The organism is Rhodococcus sp. EPR-134 (assembly GCF_001647205.1).
In the GTDB taxonomy this organism is placed as follows: domain Bacteria; phylum Actinomycetota; class Actinomycetes; order Mycobacteriales; family Mycobacteriaceae; genus Rhodococcus_F; species Rhodococcus_F qingshengii.
The window spans coordinates 1-14,358 of the sequence record NZ_LVCT01000482.1 but is presented as its reverse complement, the minus strand read 5'-3'; the positions used below and the strand labels follow the sequence as shown (position 1 = coordinate 14,358).

General features: G+C 61.9%; 17 protein-coding genes and 1 pseudogene. 10 read left to right on the top strand and 8 right to left on the bottom strand.

Going from position 1 to position 14,358, the window contains the following annotated elements:
* Nucleotides 1–262 (bottom strand): annotated as a pseudogene (locus A2J01_RS22250) (hypothetical protein); the annotation flags it as partial.
* Entirely contained in the window at nucleotides 253–597 is a 345-nt protein-coding gene (locus A2J01_RS22245; RefSeq protein WP_007730375.1) for an ArsR/SmtB family transcription factor, read from the bottom strand. The pseudogene A2J01_RS22250 and the gene A2J01_RS22245, both read right to left, overlap by 10 nt.
* A 124-nt stretch (nucleotides 598–721) precedes the next feature.
* On the opposite strand from A2J01_RS22245, the gene A2J01_RS22240 reads away from it, so the two are divergent.
* On the top strand, nucleotides 722–1,492 hold the full coding sequence (locus A2J01_RS22240; RefSeq protein WP_003943026.1) for an acyl-[acyl-carrier-protein] thioesterase: 771 nt from the start codon (nucleotides 722–724) through the stop codon (nucleotides 1,490–1,492).
* Here the strand turns inward: A2J01_RS22240 and A2J01_RS22235 are convergent.
* Nucleotides 1,483–2,079: a CHAP domain-containing protein gene (locus tag A2J01_RS22235; RefSeq protein WP_030536161.1), complete on the bottom strand. Its 597-nt coding sequence runs from the start codon at nucleotides 2,077–2,079 to the stop codon at nucleotides 1,483–1,485. The two genes, A2J01_RS22240 and A2J01_RS22235, sit on opposite strands and share 10 nt — an antisense overlap.
* Before the next feature lie 131 nt (nucleotides 2,080–2,210).
* Here A2J01_RS22235 and A2J01_RS22230 point away from each other — a divergent pair, with 131 nt between their 5' ends.
* The 4 genes from A2J01_RS22230 to A2J01_RS22215 all read left to right on the top strand — a co-directional run bounded on the left by A2J01_RS22230 (nucleotide 2,211) and on the right by A2J01_RS22215 (nucleotide 5,411).
* Nucleotides 2,211–2,726 carry a toxin-antitoxin system HicB family antitoxin gene (locus A2J01_RS22230; protein WP_007730367.1) on the top strand — a complete coding sequence of 172 codons (516 nt, stop codon included), beginning with the start codon at nucleotides 2,211–2,213 and terminating at the stop codon, nucleotides 2,724–2,726.
* Nucleotides 2,727–2,791: 65 nt separating this feature from the next.
* Complete coding sequence (locus A2J01_RS22225) at nucleotides 2,792–3,667, top strand: DUF4097 family beta strand repeat-containing protein (RefSeq protein ID WP_064113610.1); 876 nt, start codon at nucleotides 2,792–2,794, stop codon at nucleotides 3,665–3,667.
* 14 nt (nucleotides 3,668–3,681) lie between these two features.
* Nucleotides 3,682–4,623: an ATP-binding cassette domain-containing protein gene (locus A2J01_RS22220; protein ID WP_064113609.1), complete on the top strand. Its 942-nt coding sequence runs from the start codon at nucleotides 3,682–3,684 to the stop codon at nucleotides 4,621–4,623.
* A complete protein-coding gene (locus A2J01_RS22215) occupies nucleotides 4,620–5,411 on the top strand; it encodes an ABC transporter permease (RefSeq protein ID WP_054780764.1) in 792 nt (263 codons plus the stop codon). The genes A2J01_RS22220 and A2J01_RS22215 overlap by 4 nt, the downstream gene beginning before the upstream one ends.
* Here A2J01_RS22215 and A2J01_RS22210 read toward each other — a convergent pair.
* Nucleotides 5,366–6,160, bottom strand: a complete 795-nt coding sequence (locus A2J01_RS22210; RefSeq protein ID WP_064113608.1) for a 2-phosphosulfolactate phosphatase — start codon at nucleotides 6,158–6,160, stop codon at nucleotides 5,366–5,368. The two genes, A2J01_RS22215 and A2J01_RS22210, sit on opposite strands and share 46 nt — an antisense overlap.
* 12 nt (nucleotides 6,161–6,172) lie before the next feature.
* On the bottom strand, nucleotides 6,173–7,000 hold the full coding sequence (locus tag A2J01_RS22205) for a transglutaminase domain-containing protein (RefSeq protein ID WP_064113607.1): 828 nt from the start codon (nucleotides 6,998–7,000) through the stop codon (nucleotides 6,173–6,175).
* A gap of 88 nt (nucleotides 7,001–7,088) precedes the next feature.
* On the opposite strand from A2J01_RS22205, the gene A2J01_RS22200 reads away from it, so the two are divergent.
* Nucleotides 7,089–8,102, top strand: coding sequence for an ABC transporter substrate-binding protein (locus A2J01_RS22200; RefSeq protein ID WP_007730352.1), 1,014 nt, complete (start codon nucleotides 7,089–7,091; stop codon nucleotides 8,100–8,102).
* Here the strand turns inward: A2J01_RS22200 and A2J01_RS22195 are convergent.
* Nucleotides 8,077–9,369: an MFS transporter gene (locus A2J01_RS22195; RefSeq protein ID WP_050655011.1), complete on the bottom strand. Its 1,293-nt coding sequence runs from the start codon at nucleotides 9,367–9,369 to the stop codon at nucleotides 8,077–8,079. The genes A2J01_RS22200 and A2J01_RS22195 overlap by 26 nt on opposite strands.
* Nucleotides 9,370–9,501: 132 nt before the next feature.
* On the opposite strand from A2J01_RS22195, the gene A2J01_RS22190 reads away from it, so the two are divergent.
* Nucleotides 9,502–10,623, top strand: coding sequence for an endonuclease/exonuclease/phosphatase family protein (locus tag A2J01_RS22190; protein ID WP_064113606.1), 1,122 nt, complete (start codon nucleotides 9,502–9,504; stop codon nucleotides 10,621–10,623).
* Here the strand turns inward: A2J01_RS22190 and A2J01_RS22185 are convergent.
* The gene (locus tag A2J01_RS22185) at nucleotides 10,594–11,673 is read right to left on the bottom strand and encodes an alpha/beta fold hydrolase (protein WP_064113605.1); all 1,080 of its coding nucleotides are present in this window, start codon (nucleotides 11,671–11,673) and stop codon (nucleotides 10,594–10,596) included. The genes A2J01_RS22190 and A2J01_RS22185 overlap by 30 nt on opposite strands.
* 106 nt (nucleotides 11,674–11,779) lie before the next feature.
* Between A2J01_RS22185 and A2J01_RS22180 the strand changes: the two genes are divergently transcribed.
* Entirely contained in the window at nucleotides 11,780–12,382 is a 603-nt protein-coding gene (locus A2J01_RS22180; RefSeq protein ID WP_231915873.1) for a TetR/AcrR family transcriptional regulator, read from the top strand.
* Here A2J01_RS22180 and pip read toward each other — a convergent pair.
* Complete coding sequence (pip, locus tag A2J01_RS22175) at nucleotides 12,370–13,329, bottom strand: prolyl aminopeptidase (protein WP_064113603.1); 960 nt, start codon at nucleotides 13,327–13,329, stop codon at nucleotides 12,370–12,372. The genes A2J01_RS22180 and pip overlap by 13 nt on opposite strands.
* 101 nt (nucleotides 13,330–13,430) lie before the next feature.
* Here pip and A2J01_RS22170 point away from each other — a divergent pair, with 101 nt between their 5' ends.
* Both A2J01_RS22170 and A2J01_RS22165 read left to right on the top strand, forming a co-directional pair.
* Nucleotides 13,431–13,889 carry a hypothetical protein gene (locus tag A2J01_RS22170; protein WP_003942982.1) on the top strand — a complete coding sequence of 153 codons (459 nt, stop codon included), beginning with the start codon at nucleotides 13,431–13,433 and terminating at the stop codon, nucleotides 13,887–13,889.
* Between the two features lie 4 nt (nucleotides 13,890–13,893).
* A partial coding sequence (locus tag A2J01_RS22165; protein WP_064113602.1) for a hypothetical protein occupies nucleotides 13,894–14,358 on the top strand: 465 nt, incomplete at its 3' end.

Here is a 14,358-nt window from a genome sequence, read left to right as displayed (position 1 = left end):
CCGTCTTCTCACGGCTCGTCGGATCCGGCGCCGAGAACTGCCAGGCAACAGCTGCCGCCGAGGACACTTCGATCACCGAATCGAGGCCGAAACCGAACAGTGCTGCGGACGACACCCGTGTGCCCTCCGCCAGCGCGATGATCGCTTCGACGACGTTGTAGCTGATCGTGATCGCCACGAAGATGCGAATTCTTCTCGACAAGAGCGCACGCCGGTCAGTCGAGAGCCCGACACCGTCAACGGGCGCAACCATCAGCAGCACCCCTCTGATTCGCTGTCCGGGCAGTACGACGGATCCACCGCGAGTACGACCCCGAGCAGGTCGTCGAGGGCCCGACCGATATGTACATCGGCGAGTTCGTATCTGGTCCGGCGCCCTTCCGGGACGGCCACCACCAAGCCGCAACCGCGCAGGCAAGCCAGATGGTTGGACAGCTTCTGCCTGGTCACAGCCAGTGTTTCAGCGAGGTCGGACGGATACCGCGGGGCGGTCTTCAGTTCGAGCAGTATCCGTGTCCGAGTCTCGTCGGACAGTGCATGCCCGAACCTCGCAAGCACCGCCACGTTGGTCACCACATCTACGCCCTCGATATCCATACGTGCGACAGTACATCGAAAACTGGATTCAGAAAACGATGAACTCCGATGGTTCAAGATCCCACCATCGGGTAACGCAAGCGTGAAGCCACCCAACCAAGCGAACACCGGGAGCCCACATCCGATGAACCGTACAAAAGTCGACGACCACGTAGCGATGGCCGAACTACCGACAACCGGAAGCATCTTCCAGGCCTCGTGGCCGGTGCGTACGGGTGACATCCACACCGACAAACAACTGCGCCTCGACGCGATCGCGCGCTACCTCCAAGACGCGGGCTTCGACAATCTCGTCGACCGCGGCGCCATGGATACACACCCGCTGTGGATGGTACGAAGAACGGTGATCGATGTACTCGAACCGGTCGTCTGGCCGGATCGAGTTCACCTGCAGCGCTGGTGTTCAGGCCTGTCGAACAAGTGGTGTTCGATGCGAGTTCGCATCAGATCCGATGGCGGCGGGTTGATCGAAACCGAGGCGTTCTGGATCAACATCGACCCGAAGACGGGAATGCCGGCATCCATCAGTGAGAAGTTCACCGCCGCCCTGGCATCGACGGCCGTGGACCAGCATCTTCACTGGCGTCGGTGGATCGACCCGACCCCGGACACGACGCCGTCAGCGGATACGCCGTTCCCGTTGCGCTCGAGCGATTTCGACCCCTTCGATCACGTGAACAACGCAATCTACTGGCAGCCCGTGGAAGATGCGCTGCCCGACAGATTACGAAGCGGGCCCTTTCGCGCGATCCTCGAGTACACCCAGCCCATCAAGAGAGGTGAGCAGGTGAGCGTGCGAACCGGCACGAACACGCTGCACATCGACGCAGGCGACGAGGCACGTGCGTCGGCGCGGTGGTTCGCCTTGTCTCCGAAGAGCAACGATCAGGGGTGAAGTTTCCCGAATCCCACGACGGCAGAGTCGGATTGCCAGTCCAGATCATGAACCCGCACCTTGCCGAACTCGTTGCCGCCAACCGTGATCGCAGAGTTGCCGTCCACTGCCACAACGATGTTGGTGTGCTGACCGACCCATCTCGAACTGTCGTAGATCACCACATCACCCACGTTCGGGGTGTACCCGCTACCGTTCTCGGCGTACGCGCCGATCCCTTGGTAATACTCCTGCAAGGTGTACACCCCCGGGATGCGCCAACTTCCGGAGTTCGGGTTGGACAACGGTCGACCGGCTTCCCTCATGATCCAGCTGACAAAGTCGGCGCACCACTCTTCGTCGATGCCGTCGGAATAGAAGGTGCCCGGACGGTCCTGCTCATGCTCGGATTGCAGTAGCTCGAGCACCCGACCTTGATCAGACGTGAGCGCACTCGCGTCCACCGCCGGGAACTCAGCCGTGTCCCAGGGCAGGTACCGCGATGGTGCGATCGCGACGACCACCACCCCAACCACGATCACGACGCCGAGCACCCCGGCAATCCAGAGCACGATGCGGCGTCGGCGGTTCGATTCGGCAGGACTCACCCTTACGAGTGTGCCAGCCTGCCGCGGACCGAATCGCCAACCACCCCGATGACCTGGCAATTCTCACCAAATTCACACGAATGTGCCACCAAACTATTGCGGTGGCACCAAAGTGGTGCCATAGTGATGCCATGGACTTGACACCGTACGTAGACAACCTTCGCCACGAACTCGCGGTGGCGGCCGAAGCAGGCGGAGAAGACGCAAAGGCACTCGCCGATCGTTTGACCGCACCGCTGGAATCAGCAGTGCGACTCACCCTTCTCGACGCATTGTCTGCGGCAGCCGCCGAGATCACGCGTGACCTCGCCCCGGGTTCGGTGGACCTGCGCCTGCGGGGACGCGAACCCGAATTCGTGGTGGCACCAGCCATCAGTGAACCGGTTCCAGCCCCCGTCGAAGAGGACCCGACTCCGGCACCGCGCCCCGTCACGGAGTCCGACGACGCCTCGATGACTCGAATCAACCTGCGGCTGGGGCAAGACCTCAAAGACCGGATCGAGGCGGCGGCCCGGGAAGCCGGGATCTCCGTCAACGCGTGGCTGGTTCGCTCGGCTGCAACGGCTCTGGAAGGCGGCGCGAACAGAAGCACTCCGAGACAGCGCACGTCCCAAGGTTCCGAAAGCTTCAGCGGCTGGGTGCACTGACACCGGCTTCATCTTTCGCACCACCCTCTTTCATCAACCGAGACAACCTCATCGGGAGTATCACCATGCCTACATTCAGCACACCTGACCCCATCACCTTGAACTTCGACGTGGCAGTCGGACACATCCGGATCACGGCGAGCAGCCGCAACGACACTGTCGTGGAAGTGTTGCCCAGCAACTCGTCTCGCGAGGTCGACGTTCGAGTCGCCGAACAAACACGCGTCGAATTCGCAGGTGGCCGGCTGCAGATCAAGACTCCGAAACAGCGCGGCCTCGGCATCTTCGGGAAGACAGGATCTGTGGACATCTCCGTTCAGCTTCCCTCCGGCTCGGAACTCGAAGGCACTGCCGCGGTTGCCAACCTCCGTAGCGAAGGCACTCTCGGACGATCACGGGTGAAGGTTTCCGCGGGCGATTGCACACTGGAAACCACCGGGCCGCTCAACGTCAGCACCGGGGCCGGCGCGATCATCGTCGAGCACGTGGCCGGTGACATCGACACGAGCACCGGGTCCGGAAGCATCCGCATCGGCCGCGTCGACGGCAACGCGGAGGTCAAGAACTCCAACGGCGACATCAACATCGGCACGATCACCGGCGCACTGAAGGCGAAGACCGCCAACGGAAGCGTCGCCGTCGAGCATGCCGAATCCGATGCGAGCGCCGCAACCGCCAACGGCGACATCCGCTTCGAGGCCATCGAGAGTGGAGTCGTATCCGCCAAGACGGCCGCCGGACGAATCCATATCGGTGTTCGATCCGGAACCGCCGCGCGATTCGACGCTCATACGTCCTTCGGCCGCGTCGACAACCAGATGAATGCCACGCACGGTCCGGCTTCCACTGAACGCCGGGTAGACGTCCGGGCACACACCAGTTACGGCGACATCGTCATTCGACGTTCGGAGCCCCGAGAAGAATCCAACAAGAAGATCTAGCGAAAGGAACGCTGATGTCCCGTAAACCAGCCATCACCGCGACGGGCCTGAAGAAGGCCTACGACGACAAGACGGTACTGGACGGAATCGACATCTCCGTCGACCGCGGAACCGTCTTTGCACTCCTCGGCCCCAACGGCGCCGGCAAGACCACCATCGTGGAAATCCTCTCGACCCTCGTTCCCGCAGACGGCGGCGACATCCGCATCGCCGGGTACAACCCTTCCGACGATCCCGACGCGGTGCGTTCGCGCATCGGCGTCACCGGGCAGTTCTCAGCAGTCGACGACTATCTGTCCGGTGAGGAAAACCTTCTCCTCATGGCCGACCTGCACCATCTCGGCAAGGACGAACGTCGAACGCGCACTGAAGAACTCCTGAAGAAGTTCGATCTGATCGACTCCGCGGACAAGCTGGCGTCGACCTACTCGGGCGGCATGCGTCGACGGCTCGACCTGGCAATGACGTTGATCGGACGACCGGAGATCATCTTCCTGGACGAACCCACCACCGGTCTCGACCCCCGGAGTCGACGCACCATGTGGCAGATCATCCGGGAGTTGGTCAAGGGCGGTGTCACCATCTTCCTCACGACGCAATACCTCGAGGAAGCCGATCAGCTGGCCGACCACATCGCCGTCCTCGATCAGGGACGGATCGTCGCCCAAGGTACGGCAGCGGAACTCAAACGGCACATTCCCGGCGGCCACATTCGTCTTCACTTCTTCGACCGAGATCAGCTCGATTCTGCTGCAGCTGTTTTCGACGAATCATCACGTGACGATGCCGCCTATGTCCTCCAGGTCCCCAGCGACGGGGGTGTCCGCTCGCTGCGCTCTCTTCTCGACCAACTCGACGCTCACTCGATCGACGTCAAGGAACTCTCCGTGCACACACCCGACCTGGACGACGTGTTCCTGACTCTGACCGCCACCGAAAGGACCGACGCGCGATGACCACCATGACGCTTGCCTATCAGGACTCGAAAACCATGCTGCGTCGCAGCATTCGACACATCCTTCGATATCCGTCGATGACGGTGATGCTCGTCGGAATGCCAGTCGTTTTCCTACTGCTGTTCGTCTACGTGCTCGGCGGAACGCTCGGGAACGGCCTCGGCCCCGGCGGTGGCGGCCGAGCCGAGTATGTCAATTACGTTGCACCGGCGATTATTCTGATGACCGTGGCATCAGCGGCACAAGGTACTGCTATCTCCGTCGCAACCGATATGACCGCCGGGATCATTGCACGATTCCGAACGATGGCGATCACGCGCACGTCCGTCCTGACCGGTCACGTTCTCGGCAGCCTCCTTCAGACGATCGTGAGCCTCGTTGTCGTCATCGCCGTAGCGATAGCCGTCGGCTTCCGGCCCACTGCAGGCTTCGTGGAGTGGGCCGCGACGTTTGCACTCCTCGTCCTGGTCTCCATCGCCATGATCTGGTTGTCGGTCGCCTTCGGCCTCGTCAGCAAGAGTGTCGAGACGGCCAGCAACCTTCCAATGGTGTTGATCCTCTTGCCGTTCCTGGGAAGCGGCTTTGTCCCCACCGACTCGATGCCGACCGTGTTGCGATGGTTCGCCGAGTATCAGCCGTTCACTCCGATCATCGAGACTCTTCGAGGACTTCTTCTCGGCGAAGCCATCGGAAACAACGCGATACTCGCGATCGGATGGTGCGTCGCAATCACCTTCCTCTCCTACCTCTGGGCACGGAGTTTGTTCAACCGACGCCCGGTGCGCTGACCTCGAAACACACGATCTTCGAGAACAGGTACGGTGTCGCTGTCGTCGAGTTCCGAGGCGATGGCGACATCGTGTGGAAACCCCATGACGATCAACTCGCGCCCTGAGGCGCAGTCCCGTAACCGTTCCTCGTACGAATCCGACACCGCCGTCCAGGCAGTCGCCGCCATCTGCGCCTCGGGCGATGGGGACCCTTCCCAACCAGTCACGGTCAACGCCGTGACAACCGCACCGGCGCCCCACAGATCCTCCACCGCCGGACGCAACTCTCCACCGGGCCACTTTTCACCGGACGCGACTATCGCAACCCTCGATCTCGAACCATGTTCGTGCACAATCCAATCAGCGACGGCGGAAGCGTTCCTCAACGAAGCGCCGACACACACCGCAACCTGAGATGCCAACGCAAACGCGATAGTCGACCCGTTCGGCGACGGCAGCACCAGCCGACTCGGCACCTCGGCTTCGCGAATCGTCTTGGGAGACAGACTGATCTTACCCTCCGCGGCTACGCTTCGCCTCACCGCCAGGACCGCATCGGCATCACGCGCGTAATCGAACGCGCGCTCGTCGTTCCAGGAAAAGGGAAGTACGTCGATTCCCGCGTCGGCGGCAACGCTCAGCGTCGTCGTGAACGAGAGAACGTCTACCACCACTGCCACATCGACGCCGGCAGCAATCGCTTCGGCGCCGCGCAACCCCCAGTCGAATCGAAGTCCGTAATCGAGTTGGCGATGCTCCGGATTCATCGCACCAGCATCTCAGAAACGAATCAGCTTGTCCGGCACGCGCAAGTCATCGTGCTCGTACAGTGCTCGCACGGCAACGGGATCGTCGGCGGCGCACACCGCGGCGACATCGTCCAACAGTAGGTCGTAGTCGGCGCCGGTCTTTCCGTCGTAGGCGTCCGTCATTCGACCCCACTCGTCCCACGGCAGAGTTTCGATCTTGTTCATCGCGGCGAGATCCTTCACAGCGTTGCCTCGGATCTCGGCCGGCCCCCAGTTCTCGGTGCCGTACACCCCGAACTGGGACGCGTCGATCTCGCCGCGTCGATATGCCAGCCACGCCTCACCACCACTGAGGAATTCTCCCGGCTGCAGATCATGGGCGTGAGGAAGGACGCTCTGTCCGAGGATCTCGGAATCGATGCGGATCCACCGCTTGCCCGCGTCGTCCCAGTACTCGGTGATCCAGTGGTCCACGCCCTGTCCCGGTTGAAAGTAGGTGGCGAAACCACAACGGACCCGGGCGGCAAAACCGCGGTAGCGCAGAAACGCACAACTCAAAACTGCAAAGTGCCGACAGGTTCCGACGAGCCGCTTGTCGGGTTCACGGGCGGAGGTCACCGGTGCCGGATCGAGCGCAAGCAGGCGTTGGAGCAGAACGCTTGCCGGCCAGATCTGGTTTTCGTCGAATCGGTCGGCAGGCAGATTCAGCGACTGAGCATCGGTGGGTTGGACCACCAGGTACGGCACTACCCGGCATATTTTCACGGGGTCGGTGGAGAGCGACTCGAGGGCGAGCATGTCCACCCCGTCGATGCGGGTGAACGGTCCTGCTGATGTGTAGTCGAGAACCGCCGTCATGGGCGGAGGTTAACAAACACTGCCGACACAGCAACTCCACTATGGTTAGGGTCCCATAACCATGAAACCCGAGGTTGCCGTGAACCCTATGTTGAGCCGCCGTGCCATGCTGTCCGTCACTTTCGCAACAGCAGCCGGTTTCGCCCTTGCTGCCTGTGGCGACAGCGCGAAGGACGAATCCACTCCCGGCACCGAAGGTGCTCACGCCGAGGCCAACGCCTTCCCGGTGACGATCGACCACAAGTTCGGCTCCACCACCATCGAGCAGGCACCCAGCCGCATCGCAGCGGTCGGTATCGGCGACGCGGACGTTTTGCTTTCCCTCGGGCTGACGCCCGTCCTGGTCCCGGTGTGGAAGGGATCGACCGACGACGGAATCGGCGTCTGGGCCGACTCCGCAGTCCAGGGCGCCGAGCCGACGCCATTGGCCAACGCCACCACCGATTTCGACATCGAAACGATCGTGGCTGCAGCGCCTGACCTGATCATCGCCGTCAACAACGCGATCGACGAGGATCTGTACAAGCAGCTCAGCGCCATCGCGCCGACGGTGCTGCACGCCGCCGATCAGACGGATTGGGTTCTGCCCTGGCAGGAAGTCACGACCCGTATCGGTACGGCTGTGGGCGTTCCCGCGCAGGCAAAGAAGGAGGTCCAGGAAGTCGAAGACCTCATCGTTCGCACCCGCGCGGAGAACCCCCAGTTCGAAGGCAAGACAGCAGCTCTCGTCATTCGCTGGAGCGACGGAAATCTGCGAGCGTTCAGCCCCGAGGCAGCGCGGGCTCAGCTGCTCACGCAATTGGGATTCACGGCGCCTGCCGCACTGAAGGATCGGTTCGCGGGCAAGCTGAACTACGAGATCTCCGCCGAGAACTACGACCTCCTCGAGTGCGACTACCTGCTCTTCGACAACTACGAGAAGGCTCGCGCCGAGATGGAGTCGCAGCCGGCGTTCACCAATCTGAACGTGGTCGAGACCGGAGGCCTGATCAGCTTGGACCCCATCGTCAGTGACGCGGTGTCCATGCCGAACCCACTCACCATTCCGTTTGTGCTGGAAGATTTCGTCGCAAAGATCAATCAGACGATCGCGGGTCGATAACTTTCGTTCGGCCTGACCACACCCACAACACCACAGCCGACACGGCCACGCAGAGCGCAACGATCACCCATGGTGACGCCGGCGCTGCGTGGCCGTTGTCGACGAGGTCGTACACGAATCCGACTCCCACGGTTCCCAGGAGCGCGAGCAGACCGCCGATCGTGTTGAGCATGCCGAAGTGCGCTCCGAGGTTGCTTTCACGACCGAGGATCGCGATGGTGTCTCGCATCGGCGGCACCATCAACATCTGTCCCAGGTGCAGCAGCCCGATCCACACCGCCAGACCGACTATCTGCGTCGACGCCGAAGCTGCGGAGTCGACGCCGGTGACCAGCGGAACCAGGAACGACACCGAAATGAGCACAAGCCCGAAGGTGATCGCGCGCCGATGCCCGATGCGGTGGGCAACCGCGACCGTCGGTCCCTGCCCGACGATCACCAACACCGCCGCGCCCACGTAGAACCATCCCAGCGCCGACTGCGAACCGATTCCGCGCTCGAGCTGTTCCGGAAGCATCAGGTACAGCTGGCTGTACGCAACCAGCTGAAAACTGCAGAGCGTCGCGAAGAGCAGAAAGTTGTTGTTGGTCAGGACACTTCGCCAGACGTCGCGCAGCGTATAGGTCGACACCGGGCCGTCGTGGGCATCGCCCGGTCGGGGGAACCAGATGAAGAACCCGACCCACATGATCGCGAAGAGCAACGCGGCGCTCGACGCCGTCCACGAGAACGGAAACATCAGGAGAGCAGCTCCCAGCGCCGGACCGATCACTGTTCCCAGGCGGCTGCACATCTGTTCCACTGCAAACAAATCGGTACGACGCATAACTCCGGCGGACTCGAGTTCGCGTCCGTACTCCGCGTTGGCCGACTCCACTGCGGGCGCGAAGAGCGCGGCAGCAAAGCCGACCAGGAGCACGCCGACGATCACGGCGCTCATGCTTTCTGCCAGACCGAGCATCAGAAAACCGACTACACGAACGGCTATGCCCAGCAGGATGATCGGACGCTTGCCGAACCTGTCGGCGAGGCTTCCACCGATGAAGAACATGCCCTGCTGACTGAACATCCGCAATCCGAGGACGAGGCCGACAATCCAGGCCGCAAATCCGAGGTCCTCCGAAAGGTGCACCGCCAGAAAGGGGACAACCAGATAGAACCCGATGTTGAACAGCACCATCGAGAGGAGGAGCAGCTTCACCACCGGCGGCAGGACACGAACCTTCGCGAAGGTCTTGTTACCGGGGAAACGCTCACTGAGTACCACGATCAGAAGACTATTGCCCGCACGGCGTTCTGTGGAAATCTGCCATTTTACAATTGGTTAACTGTCCGTTTAGGTAGCGATGGTAATCATCTTCCGGGGGTTCGAGCACACGACAACGAGAGCCGGGATTTGATGAATGGATTGACGCGCCGCCAGATGGTCAAGGCGATGGCGGTAGCCGCGGGCACAGTCACCGCGAGCGCATTTACATTGGGTGCCAATACCTCCGTCGCGGGGGCGAGCCCCGCGCAGGAGATCAAAGTGCTCTCCCTCAACACCTGGCACGGCGGAACCAAGATCAACGGTGGCCTGCAGCTGATCGCCGACATGATCATCTCGACACAGGCGTCGATAGTTCTCCTGTCGGAAGCCGGCACTGCGACAACTACATTGGCCGACATGCTGACCAAATCAGGAACCACCTTCTACGGAGCAGCGTCCTCCGACGTGGGGATTCTCTCCAAGTTTCCGATCGAGGAAACAGCCGACCTGAACTCGATGATCAAGGCAGTCGTGACGGTCGACGGCAAACAAATCGCTGCTTACTCGGCACATCTGGCCTACACGTCCTACGCGACGTATCTACCGCGCGGATACGGCGCGGGTGTTCCCAAGCCCGGAGAGTTCTCCGAGTTCGGCTGGAACAAGATGCCGTCCGGTCCGGTCACGGACCCCGAGACGGTTCAGCGCGTGAACATCAATTCGGGACGACCCAAGGCAATTTCGACGTTCGTCGACGATGCGGCAAAAGAACGGGCCAAGGGCAGATCCGTCATCCTCGGTGGCGATTTCAACGAACCGTCGGCCCTGGATTGGACCGACGGCACGCGAAATCTGTTCGACCACAACGGTGTAGTCGTTCCTTGGGAATCCACCCGCCTGCTCGACCAAGCCGGATTCGTCGACGCTTACCGCAGTAAGTACCCGAACCCGGCCACACACCCGGGCTTCACCTGGCCGTCCGACAATCCCGACGTCGACACCTCACAGCTCACCTGGGCACCCGAGGCAGACGAACGCGATCGGATCGACTACATCTTCGCCGATCGCGCTTCCGACCTGAAGTTGGGATCTGTCGGGATCATCGGCCCGCGAAAGACGATCGTGCACAACAAAAGAGTGGAGGAGGACTCCCAGGACAACTTCATCGCTTCACCGACGCCGTGGCCGACCGATCACAAGGCCGTTCTTGCGACGTATCGTTTTGCCAGCTTCGGCGGCGGATCATCTACCGGTTCGTGGAGCGGTTCCTGACAGGGCATCTCGTAGCCAGTCGATCATCATCGGCGTCAACTCGGGCAGCTTGGTCACTGCGCAGTGCCCCGCATCCGGGATGACGTGTACCTGCGTGTTCGGGCGCTCCTCGAAGAGAGTGGTGTCCGAGAGCGGGATGTGAACGTCGTCGGCCCCGTTGACCACAAGCATCGGGGTCCGGCCGTCGTCGGCGGTCATCAAGACACTGCGATCGAAAGCACGCAGACCCTGTACCAGCGCCTCTTTGGTTGCCGGGGCATCGAAACCCAGTGCGTTTCCGACGATGTCACCCATGCCGTAGACCAGGCGCTCCGCGTTCGCGGTCTCGAACGCGCCCTTGACCGGGGCGCCGATGTTGATCACCGCATCGACGGCGCCGGTCAACCCCGACCGCACGGCGAAGTTGCCACCGAAGGAGACTCCCAGGTGTGCCACCTGGCCATTGCCGAGGGCGCGAGCCGTCGCCACCAGTCCGTCGATCACCTCGTCACCGAAGGCGTCGAGAGGAACCGGTGATTCACCAGTTCCCGGCTGGTCGAAAGCGACAACAGTCACTCCGGCGTTCTTCGCGAACGCACTGACCAACGGATGCATGTCCATCTTCCAGCCGTCGACGCCGCCGCTGAGCAACAGGGCGGGTGCGTCTTCGTACCTTCCGTCCACGGAGAGAATGTGTACCGGTAGCTCGATCTCGCCGTTTCGGTAGGGCAGGGACAGGATTCGACGCTCGAACTCGAGCCCGAATCCCGGTGCTGCCTTGACGTATTCGTCCACCTGATTCTGCAGGGCCCGGCGCCGCGAATCGTTGGCCAGGACGGGGAACTTGGCGATTCCGTAGATCATCGCCGCGAGTGAATGATTGCCGGCCGCGGAGTACTTTGCTGCCAACGCCGACCACTCGTACGACCAACCACCCGGCGCGTCGGCCCAGGTCGAGTGGATGGACGCGCGCAGTTCCTCGAGATCCGAGACGGGGAGCCCGAAGCTCAGAAACTGTCCTGTGCGCTCTTCGAAGAGGCCTCGGTGATCGACAGGAAATTCGTATGACATGGGAAAACACCCCTCAATTCATCTCTAATGCAACGATCAGTTGCATTAGCTCAGTGAACCACGTGCCTCCAGCTAACACAACACCTTGTTGCGATAAGGTTGGCTCATGACTTCGACACCACAACGGCCCGGAGGGCGTAGTGCCAGGGTGCGCGAGGCCGTCCTGGCAGCCACGGCGGCCGAATTGTCCGAACGCGGATTCGCGGCGATGACTATCGAGGACATAGCCGCCCGCTCCGGAGTCCACAAGACCACGATCTACCGGCGGTGGAGCACGCTGTCCCAGTTGGTGGCCGACGCGGCGATCGAGGTATCGGCAACCACCGTCCCCATCCCGGATACCGGTTCCATCGAATCCGACCTGCGCGAGATGGCCAGATCGATAGTCGCACTGGTGACCAGCGAGTCGGGCGGCGCGTTGGTGGCTGCACTGTTCTCCGACGCGGTCCGCACGCCCGAGGTCGCGAGACTCAAGCGCGAGTTCTATTCCGCACGTTACGAACTGGCAGACATCGTCGTTCGCCGAGCAGTCGAGCGCGGGGAGATCTCCGAGAAGGTCTCGGCCGCTGATCTTCTGGCGGCCGTCGCCGCACCCATCTACTATCGCCTGCTGGTCGCCGATCTACCCGTCGACCAGTCGGTTGCCGATCGTGCTGCTGCCGGCGCGCTCGCCGCGGCCCGCGCCGGGGCACTCGATCAGATCGAATGAGCCAGTGAATTCAGAGCTTCCACGATTGCCTCGTTGAATCCGCCACCGCCATGCCCGGCGTCGTCGAGCACCACCAACTGACTACCCGGCCACCGCTGGTGGATCGCCCAGGCAGTATCCAGTGGACCGGAAATGTCATACCGTCCGTGCACGAGAATCGCGGGAATCTCAGCGAGACGGTCCATTCCGTCCAATATCTGATTCGGCGCCAGGAAGCAGTCGTTACCCCAGTAATGCGTGACCAGCCTGGTCATCACCCGGCGGAAGTCCGGATTCTGGTATCGAACACTCGGAGTCCACCCCGGCATCAGCGACACGTGCACGTCTTCCCAACGGCACCACTGCAACGCGGCATTCTCGCGCACAACAGGATCCGGATCGGCAAGCAGTCGCGCGTACGCCGCGGGGAGGTTTCCGTCACGCTCGTCCACCGGCAACGGCGCCACGAACTCTTCCCATTCACGCGGAAATACCCGGCCCATGGCACGGGTGATCCACTCGATTTCGACCCTCGTCCCGCCGGTGATCGCGCCCAGGGCCATCGCTTGCACCCGCGCGGGAAACGCCTGCGCGTACACCAGACCCAAACTCACGCCCCAGGAAAGTCCCGTCACGATCCATCGCTCGATACCGAGATGCCCACGAAGACGCTCGATGTCTTCCACAATGTGCGCCGTGGTGTTCACGGTCAGATCGACGTCCGGACTGCTCGCTAGCGGAAGACTGCGCCCACAGCCTCGCTGATCGAACAGAACTGCGCGAAAGACTTCGGGATCGAAGAAACGCCTGGCGCCGACAGTGCATCCCGAACCGGGACCGCCGTGGAGGTAGAGAACCGGAATGCCCGCAGGATTGCCGACTGTCTCCCAGTACAGACTCTGACCATCCGCCACTTCCAACAGACCGGACTCGTACGGTTCGACGGGCGGGTACAGGACAGCAGTCATAGGCGGTGATTCTTCCATCAAGCTGCCTACTCGAGTAGGCAGCACGCGGCCGAGCAATGGCCTAGCGTGGACAGGACACCACTGCGACGGGAGTACACCAGATGCGTGATGGGTTCAGGTTGCCGGGATACGGCGGCGCCGCAGTCTTCCTTCGCAGTCATGCGGTTCCCGCCACTGTCTTCGAATCCGACGTACCCACACTCGTTTTCGACGTCGGGCTGCTCAGCCCCGACCGCTTCAATCAGTATCTCAGCCGACATACGGACGACGGATTCGTCGAACGGCTGGCGGCGTTCTTCTTTCACGCGGCCGCAGACTTCCATCCCGAGAAATCGCTTCCGGCGTTCACCGACGAACGACTCGGGCTGATGATCTCGGTCTGTTCCAGCACCGATCGAGAGGTGGAACTCGACTTCTCACTCGCCGAGGATCCCGAATCGGAGGACACCGAACGCGACGAGATGACCTTCGAGACAAGCCGAGTCGTCCTCGCGACCTCGGCGCAGACGGTTTCTCGACTGACCGGTGGAGTAACCACCCACTTCGACGGGGAGTTGTAGAGACATGGGTTTTCTCTTCGAGGTTCTCGATTTTCCCGAAGGCAGTCGGATGACCGATCTGTGGAACAACACATGGGCTGAGCCGGCAATGGGCGAGGAGATTGCCTCCGGCCACTTCATTCATCTGGGCGACGATCAACACGTCGACGTGGAGACCGATTTTCTCAGTAGCCACCTACCGTTCAACGTGGCAGGCTTCGGTGGAGTCTTTCCCGACGGCAAACCTTGGATGTTCGTCATGCAGAAGGCGCCGGCGGACCTCGCGACCAGGCTTCGCGGCGAGGACGATCCGCACTCACTTCTGCGCGGATCACTCGACCGCGCCATGTCTTTCAACCCTGATGCACTGGTGGCCGAGGAATTGTCCTGGAGGCACGCCGATCTGGTGAAGGTGTACGAGGAAGAGGGAATCCCTGCGGTATCCGTCGCGGGTTGGTCGGTTGCGGATCTCCTGCGTGGCCTCTTGGCG